We start from the raw sequence: 22,011 nt of genomic DNA on the forward strand, positions 1-22,011 counted from the left end.
TCCCTACGGTCCGTGCAACTAACATCGGGCCCATGGCTCCCACCCGTGCGCGCGCGCCCCGGCGCCGCCGGGCGGACGAGACCTCGGCGGGCGGGCTCGTCATCCGGACGGAGGACGGGGTGTTCGCTGGGGCCTTGATCGGACGCCTCGACCGACGCGGCCGGCTCCGCTGGTCGCTGCCGAAAGGGCACGTCGAGGCCGGTGAAACCACCGAGGAGGCAGCCGTCCGGGAGGTCGCCGAGGAGACCGGAATCTCCGGCCGGATCACCGCGCGCCTCGGCAGCGTGGAGTACACCTTCACCGTCGAGGGCCGCCGGATCCACAAGCGGGTGCACCATTTCCTGATGGAGGCGGTGGCCGGCGAACTGTCCGACGCGGACATCGAGGTCACCGAGGTCGCGTGGGTACCAATGGACCAGATGACGGTGCGCCTGGCCTATGCCGGCGAGCGACGGCTGGCCGAACGCGCGGCCCAGCTGCTCGCAGACAGCGCGTGAGGGGCGCCGGGGGCAACTCGGGGGGGCGCGGGCGATTCGGATCGGCTCTGCTCGCGCTGCTGTTCGCCCTCACGGTCCCTTTCACCGTTGGCCTCTCGGTGACGGGGATCGCCGCCGCCGCACCGGCCGCCGATGGTCCGGGACCGGTCGCGAACGGTGGCGGCAACGCCGATCAGGACCAGGCCCGCGGCGTCGAGGTCAGGGCAGCAGCATCGTCGACGGCGTCGAGTACCGCCGTGACCGGTATGAACGCGGCGCCGGTCATCGACCCCGCCTACCCCTACGCCGGCTATCTGCGCACGACCATCACCGGGATCACGCCCACCGTGGTCGCCGGCACCAGTGGGCCGCTGATGACCGTCACCGGCACGATGACGAACGTCAGCAAGGGCATCCTCTACGACCTCCGCTACGTCTGGCAGCGGGGTGCCGCCCTCGCCGGCGTCGCCGCGATCAGGGCCGAGATCGCAAAGCCAGGGCGACCCTCCGCGGTGGTCGGTGACAACTGGCGGATCCTGGCGCCGTCGACGAACGCCGTCGTGCAGACCGATCTGGCCCCGGGCGCGAGCACCACCTTCACCGCGGTGACGTCGATCGGGGCGGGCGGCCTCGAACTGGCCCAGCGGGGGGTGTTCCCGCTGATGATCAAGGTCTCCGGCGATGTCGGCCAAAACGGCGCGACCCTGTACGAGCGCGTCGGTGAGATCCACCTGCTGACCACGGTGCTGACTCCAGGCCCCGTCGCCACCACCCGCACCAGCACCACCAGCACCAGCGCCAGCACCAGCACGTCTGCTGCCCCCGGCAGCGGGGCTGTCGGTTCAACCTCGGCATCGGGGTCGGGCAACGCCTCGACGACCGACATCCCCACCCAGGGATTTCCGACCACCTCCTCGGCGGCTGCCTCGACGGCCCCTGGCTCGACGGCCCCTACCTCGCCGCCCGCCTCGTCGGGTGGGGCCTCGTCGGGGGTCCCCGCGTCCGGCGACGTTCCGACATCAGCCGCCTCGACCGCACCGACGAGCACCGGATCGACCACCACCGCACCCGTGGCGGTGAGCGCGCCGGCGCCGATGGGCGTGAACGTGCTCTGGCCGATCGTCGACCGGCCACACCTGGGTGTCAGCGGCATCTTCCTCGACGACGACCTGGCCAAGCTCATCGCACCGGGTGGGCGGCTCTACAAGGTCCTCGCGGGCCTGACCGCAGTCGGGATCGACCCGGCCGCCACGACCCTGGTGCTGGACCCCGAGCTGTTGACCGAACTCGGGGTGATGGCCCGCGGCTACCGGGTGGCGAGCACCAGGGGCAAGCCGCAGGCGGCCCTGACCCCCACGTCCGTCCCGACCACCCCCGCGTCCGTCCCGACCACCCAGCCCGCCGGCACCCAGCCCGTCACCGCATCGCCCGCCGGCACCAGCAGACCGGTTGCGCCGCGCACGACCCAGCCCACCGCCCCGACCACCGGCAGGTCGACCACCCGGCCGACCACCCCCGCCCGGCCCGTCACCTCCAGGTCAGTGCCACCTGCCGCGGCGCCGCCCGGCACCACCTCGAGATCCGCCCCGGCCACCTCGACACGGCCGGTCACCACCGCCCCATCCACCTCCACATCCGACACAGCGAAGTCCACCCCCGCCACGACCACGACTCCCACGACCACGACCACGACTACGACTCCCGCGACGACGGTCCCGGCGCCGAACACGGTGGCCGGCACGGGCCAGCAGCGGGCCATCGTCTTCCTCGCGCTGCTGCAGCAGGTGGCAGCGGATCGTCAGGTGCTGGTACTGCCGTACTCCGATCCGGACGCGGTGGCCATGGTCCGGGCCGGCCTCGACTCGGAACTGGCCAACCTCATCGCCACCGGCCGGGCGGTGGCGAGCCGGGTGCTGCAGGTGAAAGCCGGTGGGCCGCAACTGATCACGCAGATGGCGTACCCGCCGGGCGGCTCCGTCGACGACGCCACCCTCACGTTCTTCGCCGGCCATGGCATGGCGCAGGCGCTGCTGTCGCCCAGCACGCTGGCGCACGCCGGCGGTGCGGTCGGCGCGGTCGGGATCCGGACGCAGCACGACGGCGCGACCATCAGGGCCGCCGTCACCGACAGCGATCTGCTGACCCAGGTCCAGGACTTCATGGCCCGGGGCACCTCCTCCGGGCTGGCCGTTCGCTCCAACAACCTGGCCGCTCTGCTCGCCGGTAGCAGTCTGGCCGGCACCGGCACTCCGCTGATCCTCACCCAGGCCCGCGACTTCACGCCCAACACGGTCGGGCTGACGTTGTTCACCGCTCTGCTGCGCACGCTGCAGGGCGGTGGTGCGGTGACCGCCCGCCCCCTCACCACCGTCGCCGCCGCCGCGACCGTTCCGGCCACCCTCACATACCCGGACGCGGCGGCGGGGGCCGAACTCGATCCGGGCTACCTCGGCGAGCTGGGCCGGGTGAACGCCGCGATCGTCGACATGAGGTCTTCACTGGTACGGGTCAGAGGCAACGACACCCCGATCCCCGGCGAGATCCTCGACCCGTTGACCAGCGCGCTCGTCCCGGCGGCCTCCATCGGGCTGCGGGCGAACCAACACGTCGGCCGCAGCATCCTGGCGACCGCCGACCAGACCCTCCGGACACTCCGGGCGGGCGTCTTCATCACCGACACGCAGACCTCGTACACGCTGGCCGCCTCCAAAGCGCCGCTGGTGGTCACGGTCCGGAACGACCTGCCCTACGGCGTCAAGGTCAGGGTCGTCATCCGGGAGGGACAGAGCGTTGGCCTGACGGCGACCGATCCCGGCGTGCTGATCATCCCGGCCGGACGCTCCCAGCAGTTCAAGATCGAGACCGAGGTCGTCAAGGCCGGTAGGTTCCAGGTGCGGGCGCAGTTGCTGGCCGCCGACGGCGCCGACTGGAACGATCCGGTGACCCTCACGGTGAGTTCGTCGGCCTACGGGACGCTGACCATCATCCTGATCGCAGTGGCCGGTGGCGCACTGTTCCTGATGGTCGTGCTGCGGATCGTGCAGCGAATCCGTCACCGCAGCGACCCACCGGAGGGTGCCCGCGGCGGTGCCGCGGTCGGGGCCGGCCCACCCGACCCCGATTCGATCCAGGCCGCCGCCAACGCGCCACCGGCACGGGAACCTGATCGAACCGCACCGGCACGGGAACCTGATCCGACACAGCACCGACCACAGGAGCGGGAGGGCGAATGATGGCCGAACGACCACCGAACGCACCGCCCGACTGGTTCAAGCAGGCGCAGGACGACCAGGCCAAGCGCGCCCGCCGCGATCGCGAACAGGCCCAGCAGGCGGCACTCTCGCGGGCACAGCAGACGCGCCGGGCACCGATGACCCGTCAACAGCCGGGCCGACAGCACCACGGTCCGGTCCGGCAGAACGAGACCCCGTGGATCGGAGTGCCCCCCGGGGCGATGTTCCCGGCCGCCGAAGACGCGACCATGCTGATCCAGCGGATCACCGACGCGGCCGTCCCGGAGGACGTCCAGGAGAATGCGCCCGCCTCGTCCGCAGCTGGGATGAAGACCGCCAGCACGGCCGGAGTGGTGCGGGCGGGCGCATTGATGGCGATCGCCACCGTCGTCAGCCGGGTGACAGGGCTGCTCTCCAAGAGCGCCATCGTCGCGATCCTCGGCGGGCTGAGCACCGGAAGCTCCTACACGGTGGCCAACACGCTACCCAACATCGTCTTCGAACTGCTGATCGGCGGCGTGCTCACCTCGGTCGCCATTCCGCTGCTCACCAGGGCGCAGCGCAGCGACCCGGACGGCGGCCAGGAATACACCCAACGCCTGATGACGATCGCGCTGGTCGGGCTGCTGATCGCCACCGTCATCGCGGTGCTGGCGGCTCCCCTGCTGGCCCGGCTCTACCTTTCGGACAGCAAGTTCGCCGACCCGGAACTCACCACCCAGCTCGGCAGGCTGCTGCTGCCGCAGATCTTCTTCTACGGCCTGGCCGCGCTGTTCGGCGCGATCCTCAACACCAAGGAGAAGTTCGCCGCCAACGCGTGGGCGCCGGTACTCAACAACATCGTCGTCATCGGCGTCGCCGTCGTTCTGTACCTCGACACCCGCAACGGCCCTGATCTCACCCAGGGACTACCCACCCGCCAGCTGCTCATCCTGGGCGTCGGCACGACGCTCGGCATCGTGCTGCAGGCGGCCGTGATGATCCCGTCGCTGCTGCGCTCCGGGTTCCGGTTCAAGTTCCGCTGGGGTTGGGACAAGCGACTGACGGAGGCCGGCGGTCTGGTCGGCTGGGCCATCGTCTACGTCCTGATCTCGCAGGTGGGCGTCGTGGTGACCACCCGCGTCGCGTCCGGCGACAGCCAGAGCGGGCCACTCGTCTTCAGCTACGCATCGCTGCTGTTCCAGATGCCGTACGGCATCCTCGGCGTCGCGGTCCTGACGGCGATCATGCCGAGGCTCTCCCGGCACGCCGCCGCCGGTGAGATGGAGGACGTCAAGAACGACGTGTCGCTCGCCAACCGGCTGTCCGCAGTGGCCCTGCTGCCGGTCTCCGCCGCGTTGATCGTGGTGGGCGGCAGCCTGTCGGTGATCCTGTTCGCCCACGGGGAGTTGAGCCAGGACAGCGCATTGCAGATCGGGCTGACGATCGGCGGCATGGCCATCGGGTTGGTACCGCTGGCCATGACGCTCGTGCAGATGCGGGTGTTCTACGCCATGAAGGACGGTCGCACCCCGACCATCATCAACGGGATCATGGTCGCCGTCCGGGTGCCGTTGCTGCTGGCCAGCGTGTGGTTGGAACCGAAGTGGGTGGTGCCGGGACTGGCCATGGCCACCGCGGTCTCCTACATCGTCGGGGCCGTCGTCGGCGAGATCTGGCTGCGCGCCCGCTTCGGTCCGATGGGTACTTCCCGCACGCTGCGCACCATCGGTAAAATGGTGGTGGCCTCGGCCGTCGGCGGCGTGGCCGCCTTTGCTGCCGTCCACTACACAGTCGGTCTCCGCCCGACCGACCTGTTCGATGCGGTGAAGATCCTCGTCATCGGGGCGGTGGTCGGGGGCATCGTGATCGCGATCATGACGCTCCTGCTCGGCGTCGAGGAACTGACGCCCGTCCGCAACCGGATCCTGCGTCTGGTCGGGCGCGCCCCGACCGGTGTCGCCGCCGCGGTCACCGTGACTTCACCCACCGGGATGGGAAGATCTCCCGGTCAGGTCGGTACCGGACCCGGTAAGAGGCCCGGTACGGGCCCCAGCCGACGAACCAGCCCAGGATCAGACAGAGAGCAGGTCACCGAGCGCGTGACGCAGGCAGGCGCGGGCGGTCCCCGCAATCCCAGTGGTCCGGTCGGCACCGGCGGTTCGAGCAGCGGCGGCAGCCCGGACGTCGCGGGCGACTCGACCACCACCCGCGGCGACCGGGACCCGATCGCGCCACCACCCCCCGGCGGTGGCGGCCGCTCCAGCACCACCAGTGGCGGGGAGAGCACGGTCAACCTCGGCGGAACGCCGGCGAGCAGCGGTCCGCTGGGCGTGCTGGCCCCCGGTGCCACCGTGGGCGGCCGGTACCGGCTGGTCACCCTGGTGGCCACCGACGACGCCGGCAACCGGTTCTGGCGCGCCAAGGACACCGTGCTCCCCCGCGACATGGCCGTCACACTGCTCCCGGACAACACCGCGACCTCGGCGACCGTGGCCCGCACCCTGCGGGTCGGTCGGCTGCACCACATCGGGCTTCCGCAGACTCTTGACGTCGGCACCGAGCAGGGCCAGTCCTACGTCGTCGGGCAGTGGGTGGACGGCGCGACGCTCACCGATCTGCTCGCCGGCGGCCCGCTGGAACCCGACGTGGCCACCTCGATCACCGCCAAGGTGTCTGAGGCGGTGGCCGAGGCGCACCGCAACGGCATCGCGCTCGGCGCCATCAACCCGTCGCTGGTCCGCGTCAACTTCGACGGGCAGGTGCGGTTGTCGCACGTCATCGCCCACGGCAGCGCGACTCCCGACCAGGACATCCGTGCCGTCGGCGGGCTGCTCTACCTGATGCTCACCGGCACCTGGCCGCTCCCGGCCGGCGCTGCCGCGGCGACCGTCGACCTCTCCGGCGCCGACCGGACGACCAAGCTTTCCGGGCCCGGCACCGGACAGCTGACCCCGGCCCCGACCCGGCTCGGGCGCGAGGTGCCGGCCGCCGAGGTCCGATCCGGCATCCCCAGTGCGCTGTCCGCGCTGGCCGAGCGTGCGTTGCACCCCGACGAGCCGTCCGGCATCCACGCTGTCGGAGCCATCGCTGCGCTGCTCCGCCAACCCGAAGTGGGCCCGGCGGCCACGGTCACGCCGGTCGACGAACCTTCGCGGCCCAGCCTGAACCCGGCTGAACGTCGCCTGGTGAAGGAGCGTCGGGTCAAACTCGGCATCGCCACCGTGATGATCGCAGTGTTCTCGGCGCTGATCATCATCGTGGTCGCCAGCCTGGCCAAGCAGGTGATGAGCCAGGTCGCCGGACCTTCCGTCACGATCCAGCAGAAGTTGGCCACCGGACCGGACACGACCGCGAAGCCGGTCGCGCCGGCCAGGACGACCCCGAAGACCACCACCGCCCCCACGAAGTCCGAGGCAAGCACCAGTTCGTCGGTGTCGACCAGTTCGACCGCGCCGGCGGCTGCCGTCCAGAAGCCGGTCGACGCCACCGTCTACGACCCGATGGGCGACGGGGTGAAGGACAACATCGACCAGGTGCCCCAGGCCTTCGACGGAAACCCGCAGACGTTCTGGTCGACCTTCGTCTACAAGCAGCAGTTCCCGTCGCTCATCAAACCCGGCGTCGGGCTGAACCTGGAGTTCACCGCCCCGATCACGCCGACCTCGGTGACCGTCTCGTCCGACACCCCGGACACCACGATCGAGGTGCGGGCCTCCAACGGCAAGGACCTGCCCTACGTGCAGACGACGGTGCTTGCCCAGGGAAACATCGCCAATGCCTCGAACGCCATCCCCGGGTCGGTGACGATCGCCCTGACCAACGCCCCCAAGTCCAAGTACCTGGTGATCTTCGTGGTGCACATGGCCGCGGACGGCAGCCAGTACAAGTCCGACATCAACGAGATCACGGTGTCCGGCTCCTGACGAGGGGTTTCGCCGCCCTCCGAACTGCGCAAACCCGACGAACGGGGGCATCGGCACGGTGGGCTCCCCGGTTCCAGCGCCGCGGCCATTAGGCTCGCCCTGTGCCAGCACTGGATTCCGGACGGACCGACGCGGAACTGCTGGCCGCGCACGTCACGGGCGACCCGGACGCGTTCGGCGAGCTGGTGGCTCGTCATCGGGACCGGATGTGGGCGGTGGCACTCCGCACGCTCCGTGATCCGGAGGAAGCGGCGGACGCCGTCCAGGACGCTTTCATCTCCGCCTTCCGGGCTGCCGATCGGTTCCGAGCAGAATCCGCGGTGACCACCTGGTTGCACCGGATCGTCGTCAACGCCTGCCTCGACCGGATCCGCCGTCGTCAGGTGCGGCCGACCGTTCCGTTGCCGGAGGAGGGACCCGGCGAGCCGGCCGTGCAGGGCGACCAGTACGCGCACCGCGAGTTGGCGATGGACATCGAGCAGGCCATGGGCACGCTGCCAGGTGACCAACGGGCAGCGATCGTGCTGGTGGACGTCGAGGGCTACTCGGTCGCCGACGCCGCCGTCGCACTCGGGGTGGCCGAGGGGACCATCAAGAGCCGTTGTGCACGCGGCCGCGGAAAGCTGGCAATTCTTCTCGGACACCTACGGAACCCGGACGGCGACGGCCGCGTCAGAACCTCCGACGGTGAGCCATCCCCACCGGCATCCCGGGCTGTTCCAACCGCCCGGGGTTCCGCCAGCGGTGGAATTCCACCGCAGAGCACCGGAGGGAGCGACAAACGATGAGCACCGAGTCAGAGCTCGAAGCGATCCCCATGGGGCCGCCGTGGAGCATCGACGTGATCGCCGACCTGCATGCCGGCCTCTACTCGGACGACGTCTCCGCGCAGCTCCGCCTGCGGATCGCCGAGGACGCATCGGCCGCGGCCATCCTGAGCGCTCTGGACGCGACCGTCGACGACCTGTCCCTCCTGCCGTCCCCACGAATGCCGGAGCGATTCGCCCTGCGTCTCGACGCGGCGATCGCCGCCGAGAGCGCCGCCCGGTCTGCCGCCAGCCGCCCGGACCAGGACCCGAAGCGGTCCGGCCAGAACACGAACCGGTCGCCGCAGGAACAGCCTGGATTTCGTCCCGAACCGGGACCGCCCCGCTTCGACCAGCGTGAACGCCAGGTGCCCACCCAGTTCCAGCCGCTGATGGCCGTCCCGTCCTTCACGCCGACCCCGCCCGGTCAATCGGAGCCTGCCCCCGGGTCGACGTCGCCGTCCGGCGGGAACGTGGTGTCGCTCGATGCCGCCCGGACCAGGCGCCGGCGCTGGGTCACCGGCATCGGGGTGGCGGCCGCCGTTGCCATCGCGGCCACCATCACCGTCGCGTCGCTCAACGGCTCGAAGCCCGGGCCCCTCAGCCAGGCCGGCGGCGAACCGGCACCGGCGGCGACCGCAGCGCCGGGCAGCGGCCCGAACGCGCTGGAACTCGTCCCCGGTCAGTTCCAGGACGCGTACAAGAAGATCAATGGCACCAGGTCGGGCCCGCTGGCCAACGGGATCACCGCCGCCGGGTGCTTCGCCGCCAACAGCATCGCCGGTCAGGACATCCTCGGTATCAGCCCGGTGACCTACCGGAATCAGCAGGCGTCGGCCATCGTCGTCGCGGTCGACGCCACCCACGCCCGGATCGTCGTGGTCGGACTGAGCTGCGGCGTCGACGGAGCGAAGGCCCTACTGGACCAGGAGACGGTCACCCGCTAGACCCCCACCCCGCGCTTATCAACTTCGCCAGCGCTCATGATCGTGCGGATTTTGGGGCCCGTGGGGCAGAAGTCGACCCGATCATGAGCGCGACGCCGCAGGGGCCTGAGCGCGACGCCGCAACGGCCTGAGCACGGCGCCGCAAAGCCCTGGCCGGGAATGACTGTCGGTAGGCTGGCGTTCTATCGACTGTGCGGCGGATCAAACCGTCAGTGAGCACGCTGTGCCGGGCGCGGATCGGGCGGATGTCGCCTTCGACGCCCGGTTCAGGCGCCCGAAAGGATTCTTGTGTCCGACCTCGTCACCCCCACCGTCACAGCCACGGCCCCCGACGGTTCAGAGACGATCCACGATGTCATCGTGATCGGCTCCGGTCCGGCCGGCTACACGGCTGCGTTGTACCTGGCGCGCGCCGACCTCAAGCCGCTGGTGTTCGAAGGTTTCTCCTACGGCGGCGCCCTCATGACGACCACCGAGGTGGAGAACTTCCCCGGCTTCGCCGACGGCATCATGGGACCCGAACTGATGGGCAAGATGCGGGAGCAGGCCGAACGCTTCGGTGCTGACCTGCGCGGCACCGACGTCGAGTCCGTCGACCTGACCGGCGCGGTCAAGTCGGTCACCGTGGACGGCGAGGTCTTCAAGGCCCACTCCGTCGTGCTGGCCACCGGCTCGGCCGCCCGCTACCTCGGCCTCCCGGACGAGGAGCGGCTGATCGGCCGCGGAGTGTCCGCCTGCGCCACCTGCGACGGCTTCTTCTTCCGTAACCAGGACATCGTGGTCGTCGGCGGCGGCGACTCGGCGATGGAGGAGGCGACGTTCCTGACGAAGTTCGCCAGCTCGGTGACGATCGTCCACCGTCGCGAGGACTTCCGCGCCAGCCCGATCATGCTGGACCGCGCGAAGGCCAACCCGAAGATCAAATGGGCGCTGAACTCCGCGGTCACCGCGGTGCGCGGCGACACCAAGGTCGCCGGCGTCACCCTCACCGACACCAGGACCGGCGAGACGTCCGAACTGGCCGTCACCGGGCTGTTCGTGGCGATCGGCCACGACCCGAGGTCGGACCTGTTCACCGGGATAGTCGACCTCGACGACGAGGGCTACGTCCTGACCGGCCCGCACGTCGGGGCCGACCGGGCGACGGCCACCAACGTGTCCGGCGTGTTCGCCTGTGGCGACCTCGTCGACCACACCTATCGTCAGGCCATCACAGCGGCCGGGTCCGGTTGCTCGGCAGCGCTGGACGCCCAGCACTTCCTCTCGACCCACCACCTGGCCGCGGTCACCGATCCGGAGCCGGAAGCGAAAAGCTCTGCTCTCGACCAGGTTTCGGTCGGCGTCTGACGCCGGCACCACCAGCTCGAACACAAGATTTCACAGCCGCCCATCCACGCTCCCCCACAGAGATAGAGGTTCCCCCATGGCTACCGTCAAGGTCACCGACGCCAGCTTCGCAGACGACGTCCTGATGTCCGACAAGCCCGTCATCGTCGATTTCTGGGCCGAATGGTGCGGCCCGTGTCGCATGGTCGCCCCTATCCTCGAGGAGATCTCCAACAAGCACGGTGACAAGGTCACCATCGCCAAGCTGGACATCGACGCCAACCCGGAGATCGCGCAGCAGTACCAGATCCTCTCCATCCCGACGATGCTCGTGTTCCAGGGCGGCAAGCCGGTCAAGCAGGTCGTCGGCGCGAAGCCGAAGGCGGCCCTGCTGGCCGAGTTCGCCGACATCCTGGCCTGATCAGCTTCCAGCCTGATCGACTCACGCCCCAACCACCGAACGGCCGGACGCAGCCAATGTGTCCGGCCGTTCGGGCGTGATCCCACCGATGTGGCAGCAAGCCGTCCGCGGGCGTTGCACAATGGTGAACGGCCCGCAGCCATCCGACGTCCACGACGCGGTCGCTCGCTGCGGTCGAGATGTTCACGTGAGGCGAGAGAGTACAGGGACGAGGCGGGCCGATGCTGTTGCGGCGAGGCGATCGAGGACAGGCCGTCGCAGCCGTCCGTTTTGCACTGTCCTCGCTCCAGAAGCTGCCTGCCCTTGATCCGGCCATGGACCCGGCGGAAGTGGAGTTCGACCGCGAGACCGACGCCGCCATCCGCCAGTTCCAGCAGGAGCGTGGGCTGATCGTCGACGGCATCGTCGGCCCGGTCACGGTGCGTTCGCTGACCGATGCCCGCTGGACCCTCGGCGACCGGACGCTGGCCTACACCCTGTCGTCGGTGATGAGCGGCGACGACGTGATGGCCCTGCAGATCCGCCTGGCCGAGCTGGGTTACAACACCGGGCGCCCGGACGGGATCTTCGGACCGCGGACCGATGCCTGCGTGCGCGAGTTCCAGAAGGCGCGGGATCTGCCGGAGGACGGTGTCTTCGGGTCGGACACCTACCGCGACCTGAACCGCATCGGCCGCATGGTGACCGGTGGCCGGCCCTTCTTCCTCCGGGAACACCAGAACCTGCGTCAGTCCGGCCCCCGCCTGAGTGGAAAGCGGATCGTCATCGATCCGGGCAACGGCGGTGATGACCCCGGCTGGATCAGCGGGGGCGTCCGCGCCGCCGACCTCACCTTCGACATCGCCAAGAAGCTGGCGGGGCGGATGGTCGCCACCGGGATGGAGACCTTCCTGACGCGCGGCGCCCACCAGAACCCCACCGTCGAGGAGCGCTGTGGGCTGGCCAACAAGGTCGACGCCGACCTGATGCTCAGCCTGCACATCGATGGGTCGACGTCGCAGCTGGCGTCAGGGATCGCCGCCTTCCACTTCGGCACCGACTCCGGCGCCACCTCGAGCGTCGGCGAGACGTTGGCCGAGCTCGTGCAGCGGGAACTCGTGGCCCGCACCCAGATGACGGACTGCCGGGTGCACCACCGCACCTGGGACATCCTCCGGCTGACGAGGATGCCCGCCATCCAGGTGGAGCTCGGGTACCTGTCCAACGACGCCGAGCGGGCCAGGCTGGTGCGGGACGACTTCCGCAACACCCTCGCCGACGGGATGCTGGTGGCCGTCAAACGGCTCTACATGGACGGGCGCGACGAACCCCACACCGGCACGTTCACCTTCTCCGAGCTGCTGGCCCACGAAGAGTCCGTTCGCGGCGCCTGAGCCTCAACCCACTGCGGTGAGGCCGCCGTCCCGCAGCACGGCCAGCACCTGGGCGCAGGCGCCCTGGATACGGGTGCCGAGGTAGGTTCCCTGGATGTGCTGTCGGCTGCGCGGGGTGCCAAAGCTGTTGCCCGCGTAGAAGACCGGAATGCGTAATCGGTGGACGGCGTCGATGGATTCGACCGCATGACGACGTCCGGTCGGCATCTGGGACACCACCACGACCGCGGCCGCATCGACCACGGTCGCCGCGGTGACCAGGGTGGCGGTCGGCGTCCGGGCACCGAGCACGCGACAAGGCCACCCGTCGTGCCTCAGCATCATCGCCATGCACTCCAGGCCGATGGTGTGCAGATCGGAGGGGCCGCAGGCGAGCAGGATCATCCTGGTATCGGTGGGCGGTGGTGCGAAGGCGCTGCGACGGTCCAGCCAGGTGCGGACCGACTCGGTCGTCGTCCGCTCCTGGGTGACGTCGCAGTGCCCGACGGACCACCAGATACCGATCTGACGCATCGACGGCAGCAGCACGTCGTCAACGCACTCGCCGAGGCCGAGGGTCTTGGCGGCCAGATCGAGGGTGGCCCTGATCGCAGCTGTGTCCCCGTCCTCCGACTGCTCCAGCAGACGATGGATGAAGACGCCGGCTGGTCCGCCGATGCCGAGCACCTCGCGGACGGTGGCGGCCGCCAGCGCGGCCTTCTGCCCTCGGGAGATCTCGTCCCTCATGAGGCGGATGGCGTGGACCTCGTCCGGCAGGTAGCGGCGATGACGACCGCTGGTGCGATTCATCGTCGGGATCCCGTACCTCAGCTCCCAGGAGCGCAGGGTCGGCATCGGCACGCCGAGCACGGCCGACAACTCGGCGATCGGCACGCCGTTCGCTGTCGGCTCGCGACGGCCAGGGACTTCGTCGATGGGGGTTGTGGCCACGTCGACCTCTGTCTTTCGGTGCCCGGGACGGATGGACGACATTGACGTACGTTGTAAGGCCTTGGTGTCGAGCCTAACCGTGATCCTCCGTCTTCGATAGCCTTGCACTGGGCGAACCGGACAAATCTACGCTGCAAACTGTGGCAGAACCGGCAGCCACTGCATAGTTTCGATCCACTGGTCGATGGCCGCGGCCGACACAGTGAGCACGAACAGCGCGTCGCTGCCGAACTCGGAGGGACCAGTATGACGCTCCATCATTCGGTTGCCACTCGTGATCGCACTCCCCTCGATCAGGATCCCCTCGACCATGCCGCTCAGGATCCGGTCCGGCGTGACCTTGCCGAGCTGGTGCTCGACCTCGATGGTCGACCGACCCAGGCCGACACCCGCCGCGGGGTCACCGAGCTGGGCGCCGAGCTGGTCCGCTGCGCCGCAGTGGACATCGTCCGGATCACCGCGGCCGGGCAGCTGCGCATCTCGGCGTCCAGCGATCCCGGGCTGAGCGAGCTGTCGGCTGCGGTCTGGCTGCGGTGGCCGCACTGTCCGGTCATCGGGATCGAGTCGCCCGTCACCGTCCTGACGTCGCAGGACACCAACTACCTGAGGCAGATGCGCGCGTCGGCCGGGATCGTCCAGGAGCTGATGATCCCGATGCGGGCGGCCGACCGCGATCACGGACACCTCCGGTTCCTGTTCGACCACCGATCCGAGCACGGGTCACCTACCGGATCCGACCTCCACCTGATCCGCGCCTTCGCCGAACATGCCGCCTTCGCGTTGGACCGGATGGCTCTGCTCGAGCAGGTGGACGGCCTACGGACCGCGTTGGACAGCAACCGTGAGATCGGGGCGGCGGTCGGGGTGCTGATGGTCCGGGAGCACCTCACCTACCCGCAGGGCCTCGCACGCCTGACGACAGCCTCGCAGAACGGCAACCGCAAATTGCGGGAGGTCGCCGAGGGTGTACTCCACACCGGTCAACTGGCGGCCGGCGGGGTGGCCTGTCGTGCCGGCGCGCACCGCCGGCCGGTCGCCGGGGTGCGGTCCTAGCGCTGAGTTCTCGTCGGCTCCCGGCCTGGCCGATGACCGCTGCGGTCAGGGCGTTCTCGGGTGGATCGAGTCCCTCGACCCCACGGCGATGGTCAGTCCGACCAACCCGAAAACGGGGATGGTGAGCGGCAGGACGAGACCGTCCGTCATCCCGAGAATTCCCGCCCCGCGAGCACACCGGCCACGACGAGGATCACGCCGGCCACGGCGAAGACGGCCAGGCAGGTGGACACCAGGATGCGAGGGTAGCGATCGATGAACACCGCCGTCAGTGCGATGCCGCCGATGGAGGCGATACCGAAGACCAGCAGCAGGATCTCGACCGACACTCCGGAACCGGCGGCGCTCAGATACGGAGTGATGTAGGTGCAGGCGGTGCTGTTGCCGAGCATCCAGACGAAGATGACGGCGAGAATGGCTGCCACGCCTGGGGTCCGGAAGACACCGGCGAGCGGCATCCGAGCAGATGCGGGTTGGCCCCTGGCGTCCCGGAGGAATAGAGCAGCGAGCACCACGACGACGGTGAGGATCGCCAGACCCCCGAAGGACCACCGCCAGCCGAAGGTCTTGCCCAGAGCGGTGCCAAGGGGCGTACCGAAGGCGATGCCGACGGGCGCGCCGGCCGCGACGAGCGACAGCGCCCGTCCGATCAGGGTGGGCGGGGTCATGCGCACGGTGTAGCCGCCGAACATGCCCCACAACATCCCGAAGAGACCCCCGGCGATGAAGCGAGAGACGAGTGACAGAGCGACATCCGAGGAGACTGCCGTGATGGTGTTGGCGAGGAGGAAAGCGGCGATTCCGATCAGGAACAGTTTCTTGCGACTGAATCCGCGGGTCAGGACGATCGCCGGAATGGTGAACAGGACGGTGCCGAGGGCATAGGCACTGACCAACTGCCCCACGACGCCTTCGCTCGTCGCCATGCCGTCGGCGATCTGCGAGCGGATGCCGGCGGGCATCGTCTCGGTCGAGATGAGCAGGAAGCCCAGCAGCGCCAGGACCAGCAGGGCGGCCAGCGGAAGCCGGTGGCGACTGGCGCGGTGCTTCGGCTGACGGCGGTCACAGTTGGTTCTCCTGACATGGGCTCGGTGGGTTGCAACTCCATGTCACCGCACCCGCCATGTCACCGCACCCGCCATGGACGGGGAAGGCCCTGCGGTGACGTGTACCGGCAGGGCATCCCACGCGGGGCGCCGGCCGATCTACCGTGGTGGACATGGACAACCGAACCGAGGTCCGCGAGTTCCTCACCACCCGACGGGCCAAGGTCACCCCACGTGACGTCGGCCTGCCCGTGATCGGACAGCGCCGGGTTCCGGGCCTGCGCCGTGGTGAGGTGGCGGTCCTGGCCGGCGTCAGCATCGAGTACTACGCCAAGCTCGAACGCGGCGCCCTTGGCGGCGCCAGCCCTTCTGTCCTGGACGCCATCGCCAGGGCCCTCCAGCTCGACGACGCCGAGCGAGCTCACCTTCTCGTGCACGGGCCGCAGCGCGGCCACACAATCACGCAGATCGATTGCGGAGCGTTCGCGAATCACGGTCGACGGGAGACAGCTCACTCCAACGGGCCGGGGTAGGCCGCCTCGGCCTTGTCCGCCAACAGGTTCGTCTGCTTCCGGACCACCAGGAAGACGATGACCGCCAGGACGACCGCGATACCGATCGCGGCGTAGTTGACCACGCTGGACAGCTTCTTCAGGGTGTTGCCGGCGGCGTAGAAGCCGAACGCGTAGATCGCCGACCAGACCAGTCCGCCGAGCGCGTTGTACAGGAGGAAACGCGGCCAGGCCATGCGCACGGTGCCGGCCAGGAACGCCGCGAAGGTGCGGAGCACCGAGACGAACCGGCCGAAGAACACCACCTTGCCGCCGTGCCGGTCGAACATGTACCGGCCCACCTTGAGCTTGCGCTCGTCGAGGTGGATCTTCGGTCCGTACTTGCGCGCCAGCTTGTATCCGCCCTTGTTGCCGATCCAGTAGCCGATGTTGTCGCCGATGATCGCCCCCGCGGCTGCGGCCGCGAAGATGAACCAGATGTTGAGGTTGCCGGTGGTCGCGGCGTAGGTGGCCGCCGCGATCAGCACCGTCTCGCCGGGCAGCGGGATGCCGATGCTCTCCACCCCGATGATCGCGAACACCGCGAGATAACCGAATGAGCTGATCAGGTGGTCGACGTTCATCGTCCGCTTTCTTGGGTTTCGTGGGAACGGATGGAGCGCGGCCGATTCTCCGCCGATGAGCGCCAGCGTAGCGGCCGACCATGACCCGCGAGGAGGTTCGCGACAGGATCACCACCCGGCTGACGGACCCCGGAAGTTTCTCCGCCAAAGAAAGTGTCCGGATGTTGGCCGGTGCCGCGATGATCGGCGGCTTCGCACTTCTCGCTCTCACCGCCTGCAACGCCGGGCTCGACGGGGTCGGAAGCCGCCCGCGGCGGTGGGCAAGCCGGCCACTGCCGCTCCGACCACTGGTGGGCCGGTCACTGCTCCATCCTCCAGCGCCTCTGACTCGTCGACCTCGGACTCGTCCACGGCAGATTCGCCGACGGACGCCACCACCACCGCCGACACCACCACTACCTCCGACACCACCAGCAAGTCCGCGCAGCCTCGATCAACTGCGACTACTCCGACAGCGACCAGACCTGACCGTGGCGGCCGCCGTGATCACCGTCCTCGTGATCGGAGCGCTCTTCGTCATCGGACGGCCGGCCGCCGATCCACAGGCGGTGCGGGGCCCGGTCCCCGCGGTGGTCGCCTCCGTTTCGACGTCCAGCGCATCGACCGCGGCGACATCGACCTTCCCGCAAAGCCTTTCACCCACGCCGTCGAGACCCACTGCGCCACGGAGCACTCCACCGACCGCACGGCCCACCAGGGCAATCCCGACGACCCGACCGCGCACGACGGTGCAGAGCGCCCCGCCCACGAGGGCGGGCGTCACGACCAGCGAGCCAAGTACGCCCGCCCCGACGACAGCCGAGACCACAGCTGGAACAACAACACCCAACACCCGGAGCATGGATCTGTCGGTCGACGACCCCGGCGTCGTCGGCTCCTACGGAACGGGCCACCCGGCGTCGGGCCAGATGGAGTTGCCGCGCAACGGATGTGACCCGGCACTAGGCACGCAGATCTACACGGTCTACGCGAACTGCATCGACGGCACCGTCGTACAGCGCACGATCAACTGGACTCCCCCGCCCGTCATCGGCTGACCGCTCGCCGGCCCAGGTGACCCACGTCATACCGGGCGGTCCATGCCGTTCTCCGGAATCCCGGTGTCCTACGAAGGTCGCGTCGTGCGGCAGACCCAGCCATTTCGTAGAAAGAAGTCATCCTGTGAACACCGCCGTCAGCCGGCTTCTGGCCGAATTCGCCGGTACCGCCCTCCTCGTCCTCGGCGGAGTCGGCACTGCCGTCCTGGCACCCCAGGTCGGGCCCGTCGGCATTGCGCTCGCCTTCGGCCTGAGCCTGCTCGTCCTGGTCTACGTCCTCGGACCCATCTCCGGATGCCACCTGAACCCGGCCGTCACGCTCGGGATGGCCCTGTCCGGAAGACTTCCCGGTCGCGACGCCGCCGGCTACGTCGTCAGCCAGATCGTCGGTGCAATCGCCGGTTCGGCCGTGGTCTACCTGATCGCCTCCAACCGCTCCGGCTACCGTCTGGCCAGTGACGGACTAGGCGCAAACGGTTGGGGCACAGCCTCTTCCGGCGGCTATGGACTTCGTGCCGCGCTTGTCGTCGAGGTCGTGCTCACGGCGTTGCTGGTCTTCACCGTGCTGACGGTGACGGCCACGACCAATCTGGCAGCAGTGGCCGGGCTGCCCATCGGCCTGGTCCTCGTCCTCTGCCATCTCGTCGCCATCCCGATCGACGGCACCTCGGTCAACCCGGCGCGCAGCATCGGCTCGGCGCTGTTCGCCGGACACGTTGCTCTCGGCCAACTGTGGCTGTTCGTCGTCGTGCCCCTCGTCGGTGGCGCGCTGGCCGCGCTGGTCCACCGGGCACTGCGGCCATCGAGCCCCGACCTCGAGTACGCGGGCTGAGACCCCCTGACCACGAGCTACTCTCAGACTCACACGCGGCCCAGGGCGACATGGCCGGAGGCGTCGATCACGGCACAGAAGGCACTGCTCGCGCAGGATAACGACGTGATGCTTCCGGCTCCGGCGATAGCCTCCGGCGGGGACCATGCCGCACCGTCGAAGTTGAGGGCGCGGCCCCGCAGATCCACTGCGGTGCAGAAGATCGCGCTGGTACAGGAGACTCCGACCAGTCCCTGCGAGAAGTCGTCGATCGTCCGCGGTGGGCTCCACCGGGAACCATCGAAGGTGAGCACGTCGTCAGACAGCCCGACGGCAGCACAGAACCCGGTGCCGGCGCACGAGATCGCCAGCAGCGGGCCGCCCTGGATGGCGACGCCCGGGGAGCGGACGGCGCCGGCGAACCGGTAGGCATATCCATCGGAACCCACTGCGATGCAGACGGTCCCGGCGCAGGACACGGACGTCAGGCCGTTGATGCTGCCGAGCGTGAGAGGGTGGCCGGACCAGGTGACCCCGTCGTAGGTCACTGCGCGACCCTGCGCCGTCACGGCCGCACAGAACTTCCGGGAGCTGCACGACACCGACACCATGGTGTCGCTGGTTCCGGCCGACCCCAGCGCCGACGTCGGCATCGACCACCGACGGCCGTCGAAGAGGAACGCGCGCCCGGCCAGATCCACCGCCGCACAGAAGTTCACGGCTGGGCAGGACACTGAGGTCAACCCCCCACCCTGGTCGATCGTCGTCGGCCCGGACCACTGCACGCCGCCGTAGGAGAACACCCGGCCGGCTCCGTCGACGGCCTGGCAGAAGGTGCTGGTGGGGCAGGAGATCGAGGTCGGCAGATTGTTGAGCTCGACCCTCGACGGCGAACTCCAGTCGGTCCCGTTCCATCTCGACCCGTTGCCGTCGGTGTCGACCGAGACACAGAATGTGGGCGAGACACAGGACACCACTGGCGATCCCGCGCCGGCGCCGACCAACGTGACGGCCGATCTCGTCCACGCCCCACCGGTCGTGGTGAGCAGACCGCCGTCGACATCGGTGGCCGCGCAGAACCGGGCAGCGGTGCATGAAACCTGATACATCGGAGCACCCTGACCTACGATCGCGGGGGCGCGCCAGGAGCCGTCGTAGACGACGGCCCGCCCGGTGTCCTCCACCGCAACGCACCAGGTGGTGGTCGCGCAGGAGACCGCCCACATGCCGACACCGAACGAACCCGAAGGTTGATCGGGATCCGTCAGGATCGGCGACGACCAACGGGTCCCGTTCCAACGGAAGGCGCGGCCGGACAGGTCGACGGCCTGGCAGAAGGTGACGCTCACGCAGGCGACTGCGGTTAGTTGACCCTCGGCATCGACGTCGCTACCGCGCCACGTCCGGCCGTCGAACCGGACGATCTGGCCGCTGAGCCCGACGGCCATGCAGAACGAGTTGCTCACGCAGGACAGCCCGGCCAGCCCCACCGGATCGACCGCTTGGGGCTCGGTCCAGGTCCGTCCGTCGTAGGTGACGACCCGGCCGTCGACGTCGCCACCGACGCAGAAGGTCGTCGAGGTGCAGGACATCGCGACGAAGGAGTGGTCCGGATCCACCGCCGCCGGTTCCGACCACACCCGACCGTCGAAGCGCAGCACGCTGCCGAACGCATCACCGGCCATGCAGAACGAGTTGGTAGCGCAGGAGATCGCCAACGGGTTTCCGTGAACCGGTTGGAGCAGCGTCGTGGGGGACCACGTCAACGCGGTTCGGGCGCCCGTCAGGAAGTAGCCTGCGACATCCGCAACCAACTGCACCGATCCGGTGGGAGAACCGTTGAACAGCTGGATCCGGCCGTCGGAGCCGACCGGCACGACGACCATGTTCGACACGGTCCGGCCCGCGGTGTAGTTGAGGTTGGAGGCTAGGGGCCGAACGGCGCGGCCGGCGAAAGCCGTCAGATAGCCGCTGCCCACGGGGTTGGTCACGGTGAGCGTGAGCGCCACCGCGGAGACGCCGATGCTCGGCACTCCCGCCCGACCGGCGACCGGCAGCGTCAGGACCCGAGGTCCGACAACTGCTGCGCGCGGGGCACCAAGGCCGATCCGGGTATCGAGCACCCGGCTCGGGGTGAGCGGCGTATACGAACCCGCGGCATTGGCCACTCCGGTCCGGATGTAGCCGGTGACGTCGACGATCAACGAGATGTTGCCGGCGGACCCGTTCCGGAGGCGGATCCGACCGTCGGCGCCGACCCGGACGATCGCCAGGGTCGCGACGGTGCGGTGGGCGGCAAAGGTCAGGCTCGAGGTGGCCGGGGCGGCCAGGCCGTTCGGATAGGCCGACACGTAACCGGGTTGGGTCGCGCCGGTGACGGTCAGATTGACCGCGACGGCCGAGATGTCGGTGGTCGGAATGCCGTAGCGGCCCAGTACCCGCAGCGGCAGCGTCCCCCGAGGTCCGATCGCGGCCTGCGGCGCGCCGTCACCGATCCTGGTGTCGAGCACCCGGAGTGGTCCGACCGGGAGAAATCCACCGATGACCGCACCGAAGCTCGACCCGTCGGTGGACGGGTTGTAGTAGCCCACGAGGTCGGCGAAGAGCTGGACCGGAGTCTCAGACCCGTTGTACAGCAACACTTTTCCGTCGTTCCCCAGCTCCGCGACGACCAGATTCGCCACAGTCGCGCCCGCCACGTAGTTGAGGTTGGACGCGATCGGCCTCGACAGCCCGCTGGGGTAGACGGTGACGAAGCCGGGCCCGGTTGCGGCGGTGGCGGTCACGTTGAGAAGCACGGCCGCTGCGCCCGAGACCGGAATACCGGCCAACCGGGCGACATCCAGCGTGATCGCCCGTCGCGCGCCGACCGGCGCACGGACGACGCCGACGCCGGAGCGGGTGTCGAGTACCCGCCGGGACGGCAGGGGGACGAACGCGCCGGAGGGGGGAGCGGTTGATTCCGCAGGGGTCGACGTACCCGGACCCTGGCCGGCCGCCCGGAGGCGGGAGAACGGGATGGCGGCATGGCCTCTCACGTCTGCCGCCGTCTGGCTGGGTGGCACCCGCACCGGGCGACCGGAGCCGCCGACGACGGGCTCGCTGCTCGAGCCGACGACGGGCTTGTTGCTCGAGCCGGCCACGGGCTCGCTGCTCGAGCCGACGACGGGCTCGCTGCTCGAGCCGACGACAGGTTTGTTGCTCGAGCCGACGACCGTCGAGCCGATCGGACTGCCGGCCGGTTGGGCCGCCTCCGCCGGCAGGGCGGTCGAGGCCATGGCGAGCATCGCGCCGGCGAGGGCGATCAGGCCGAAACGTCTGAACACGGATCTCCCCCGGGGCGGCACTGCACGATGGTGCCGATTCTGGCACGACGATAGAGCGAGTATCAGTACGCCGGACCTTTCGACTCTGCATCGATGGGTGATCCGTTGCCCATTCAGCCCCTCGGCACCGTCACCAGGGGCAACGGAGCCGCTACCGGAAAGTATTTGGTCCGAGGGGTTGCTCCT

At 69.4% G+C, this 22,011-nt stretch carries 17 protein-coding genes and 1 pseudogene; 12 read left to right on the plus strand and 6 right to left on the minus strand.

Features of this window, described 5'->3' with window-relative positions; translation table 11 throughout:
* Positions 1–32 precede the first annotated feature (32 nt).
* From ABIB25_RS20560 to ABIB25_RS20595, 8 genes are all read left to right on the plus strand, one after another.
* The gene (locus tag ABIB25_RS20560; RefSeq protein ID WP_354530390.1) at positions 33–497 is read left to right on the plus strand and encodes an NUDIX hydrolase; all 465 of its coding nucleotides are present in this window, start codon (positions 33–35) and stop codon (positions 495–497) included.
* On the plus strand, positions 494–3,709 hold the full coding sequence (locus tag ABIB25_RS20565) for a hypothetical protein (protein ID WP_354530391.1): 3,216 nt from the start codon (positions 494–496) through the stop codon (positions 3,707–3,709). Before ABIB25_RS20560 ends, ABIB25_RS20565 begins: the two co-directional genes overlap by 4 nt.
* A complete protein-coding gene (gene murJ / locus ABIB25_RS20570) occupies positions 3,706–7,614 on the plus strand; it encodes a murein biosynthesis integral membrane protein MurJ (protein ID WP_354530392.1) in 3,909 nt (1,302 codons plus the stop codon). The genes ABIB25_RS20565 and murJ overlap by 4 nt, the downstream gene beginning before the upstream one ends.
* Positions 7,615–7,715: 101 nt before the next feature.
* The gene (gene sigM, locus ABIB25_RS20575; protein ID WP_354530393.1) at positions 7,716–8,402 is read left to right on the plus strand and encodes an RNA polymerase sigma factor SigM; all 687 of its coding nucleotides are present in this window, start codon (positions 7,716–7,718) and stop codon (positions 8,400–8,402) included.
* Complete coding sequence (locus tag ABIB25_RS20580) at positions 8,399–9,367, plus strand: RsmA family anti-sigma factor (protein ID WP_354530394.1); 969 nt, start codon at positions 8,399–8,401, stop codon at positions 9,365–9,367. The genes sigM and ABIB25_RS20580 overlap by 4 nt, the downstream gene beginning before the upstream one ends.
* Positions 9,368–9,655: 288 nt before the next feature.
* Positions 9,656–10,714, plus strand: a complete 1,059-nt coding sequence (gene trxB / locus ABIB25_RS20585; protein ID WP_502919870.1) for a thioredoxin-disulfide reductase — start codon at positions 9,656–9,658, stop codon at positions 10,712–10,714.
* A gap of 76 nt (positions 10,715–10,790) precedes the next feature.
* Complete coding sequence (gene trxA, locus ABIB25_RS20590; RefSeq protein ID WP_354530395.1) at positions 10,791–11,114, plus strand: thioredoxin; 324 nt, start codon at positions 10,791–10,793, stop codon at positions 11,112–11,114.
* 221 nt (positions 11,115–11,335) lie between these two features.
* Positions 11,336–12,487, plus strand: a complete 1,152-nt coding sequence (locus ABIB25_RS20595; protein ID WP_354530396.1) for an N-acetylmuramoyl-L-alanine amidase — start codon at positions 11,336–11,338, stop codon at positions 12,485–12,487.
* Positions 12,488–12,490: 3 nt separating this feature from the next.
* Here the strand turns inward: ABIB25_RS20595 and ABIB25_RS20600 are convergent, their stop codons facing one another.
* On the minus strand, positions 12,491–13,417 hold the full coding sequence (locus ABIB25_RS20600) for a MerR family transcriptional regulator (RefSeq protein ID WP_354530397.1): 927 nt from the start codon (positions 13,415–13,417) through the stop codon (positions 12,491–12,493).
* A 126-nt stretch (positions 13,418–13,543) separates the two neighbouring features.
* Positions 13,544–13,729 carry a hypothetical protein gene (locus ABIB25_RS20605; RefSeq protein WP_354530398.1) on the minus strand — a complete coding sequence of 62 codons (186 nt, stop codon included), beginning with the start codon at positions 13,727–13,729 and terminating at the stop codon, positions 13,544–13,546.
* Between the two features lie 39 nt (positions 13,730–13,768).
* On the opposite strand from ABIB25_RS20605, the gene ABIB25_RS20610 reads away from it, so the two are divergent.
* Positions 13,769–14,470 carry an ANTAR domain-containing protein gene (locus ABIB25_RS20610; RefSeq protein WP_354530399.1) on the plus strand — a complete coding sequence of 234 codons (702 nt, stop codon included), beginning with the start codon at positions 13,769–13,771 and terminating at the stop codon, positions 14,468–14,470.
* Positions 14,471–14,616: 146 nt separating this feature from the next.
* Here the strand turns inward: ABIB25_RS20610 and ABIB25_RS20615 are convergent, their stop codons facing one another.
* The gene (locus tag ABIB25_RS20615) at positions 14,617–15,432 is read right to left on the minus strand and encodes an MFS transporter (protein WP_502919871.1); all 816 of its coding nucleotides are present in this window, start codon (positions 15,430–15,432) and stop codon (positions 14,617–14,619) included.
* 257 nt (positions 15,433–15,689) lie between these two features.
* Here ABIB25_RS20615 and ABIB25_RS20620 point away from each other — a divergent pair.
* Positions 15,690–15,947 (plus strand): annotated as a pseudogene (locus tag ABIB25_RS20620) (helix-turn-helix domain-containing protein); the annotation flags it as partial.
* Positions 15,948–16,027: 80 nt separating this feature from the next.
* Here ABIB25_RS20620 and ABIB25_RS20625 read toward each other — a convergent pair.
* Positions 16,028–16,651 (minus strand): DedA family protein, encoded by a 624-nt coding sequence (locus tag ABIB25_RS20625; RefSeq protein WP_354530400.1) that lies wholly within the window; start codon positions 16,649–16,651, stop codon positions 16,028–16,030.
* Between the two features lie 433 nt (positions 16,652–17,084).
* Positions 17,085–17,492 (minus strand): hypothetical protein, encoded by a 408-nt coding sequence (locus tag ABIB25_RS20630; RefSeq protein ID WP_354530401.1) that lies wholly within the window; start codon positions 17,490–17,492, stop codon positions 17,085–17,087.
* Between ABIB25_RS20630 and ABIB25_RS20635 the strand changes: the two genes are divergently transcribed.
* Together ABIB25_RS20635 and ABIB25_RS20640 are read left to right on the plus strand one after the other, a co-directional pair.
* Positions 17,491–17,688: a hypothetical protein gene (locus ABIB25_RS20635; protein WP_354530402.1), complete on the plus strand. Its 198-nt coding sequence runs from the start codon at positions 17,491–17,493 to the stop codon at positions 17,686–17,688. The two genes, ABIB25_RS20630 and ABIB25_RS20635, sit on opposite strands and share 2 nt — an antisense overlap.
* Before the next feature lie 124 nt (positions 17,689–17,812).
* Complete coding sequence (locus ABIB25_RS20640) at positions 17,813–18,520, plus strand: aquaporin (RefSeq protein WP_354530403.1); 708 nt, start codon at positions 17,813–17,815, stop codon at positions 18,518–18,520.
* 29 nt (positions 18,521–18,549) lie between these two features.
* On the opposite strand, the gene ABIB25_RS20645 is transcribed toward ABIB25_RS20640, so the two are convergent.
* A complete protein-coding gene (locus ABIB25_RS20645) occupies positions 18,550–21,825 on the minus strand; it encodes a hypothetical protein (protein ID WP_354530404.1) in 3,276 nt (1,091 codons plus the stop codon).
* Between the last annotated feature and the right edge of the window lie 186 nt (positions 21,826–22,011).

Source organism: Nakamurella sp. UYEF19, from assembly GCF_040546275.1.
In the GTDB taxonomy this organism is placed as follows: domain Bacteria; phylum Actinomycetota; class Actinomycetes; order Mycobacteriales; family Nakamurellaceae; genus Nakamurella.

Excerpts from the sequence above, each read along its gene's own strand:
- trxA (WP_354530395.1), top strand. The coding sequence starts at position 10,791 with ATGGCTACCGTCAAGGTCACCGACGCCAGCTTCGCAGACGACGTCCTG.
- ABIB25_RS20615 (WP_502919871.1), bottom strand. The coding sequence starts at position 15,432 with ATGCCCGCCGGCATCCGCTCGCAGATCGCCGACGGCATGGCGACGAGC.
- ABIB25_RS20625 (WP_354530400.1), bottom strand. The coding sequence starts at position 16,651 with ATGAACGTCGACCACCTGATCAGCTCATTCGGTTATCTCGCGGTGTTC.
- ABIB25_RS20605 (WP_354530398.1), bottom strand. The coding sequence starts at position 13,729 with ATGGTCGAGGGGATCCTGATCGAGGGGAGTGCGATCACGAGTGGCAAC.
- murJ (WP_354530392.1), top strand. The coding sequence starts at position 3,706 with ATGATGGCCGAACGACCACCGAACGCACCGCCCGACTGGTTCAAGCAG.
- ABIB25_RS20630 (WP_354530401.1), bottom strand. The coding sequence starts at position 17,492 with ATGCTCCGGGTGTTGGGTGTTGTTGTTCCAGCTGTGGTCTCGGCTGTC.
- ABIB25_RS20580 (WP_354530394.1), top strand. The coding sequence starts at position 8,399 with ATGAGCACCGAGTCAGAGCTCGAAGCGATCCCCATGGGGCCGCCGTGG.
- ABIB25_RS20595 (WP_354530396.1), top strand. The coding sequence starts at position 11,336 with ATGCTGTTGCGGCGAGGCGATCGAGGACAGGCCGTCGCAGCCGTCCGT.
- ABIB25_RS20635 (WP_354530402.1), top strand. The coding sequence starts at position 17,491 with ATGGATCTGTCGGTCGACGACCCCGGCGTCGTCGGCTCCTACGGAACG.
- ABIB25_RS20560 (WP_354530390.1), top strand. The coding sequence starts at position 33 with ATGGCTCCCACCCGTGCGCGCGCGCCCCGGCGCCGCCGGGCGGACGAG.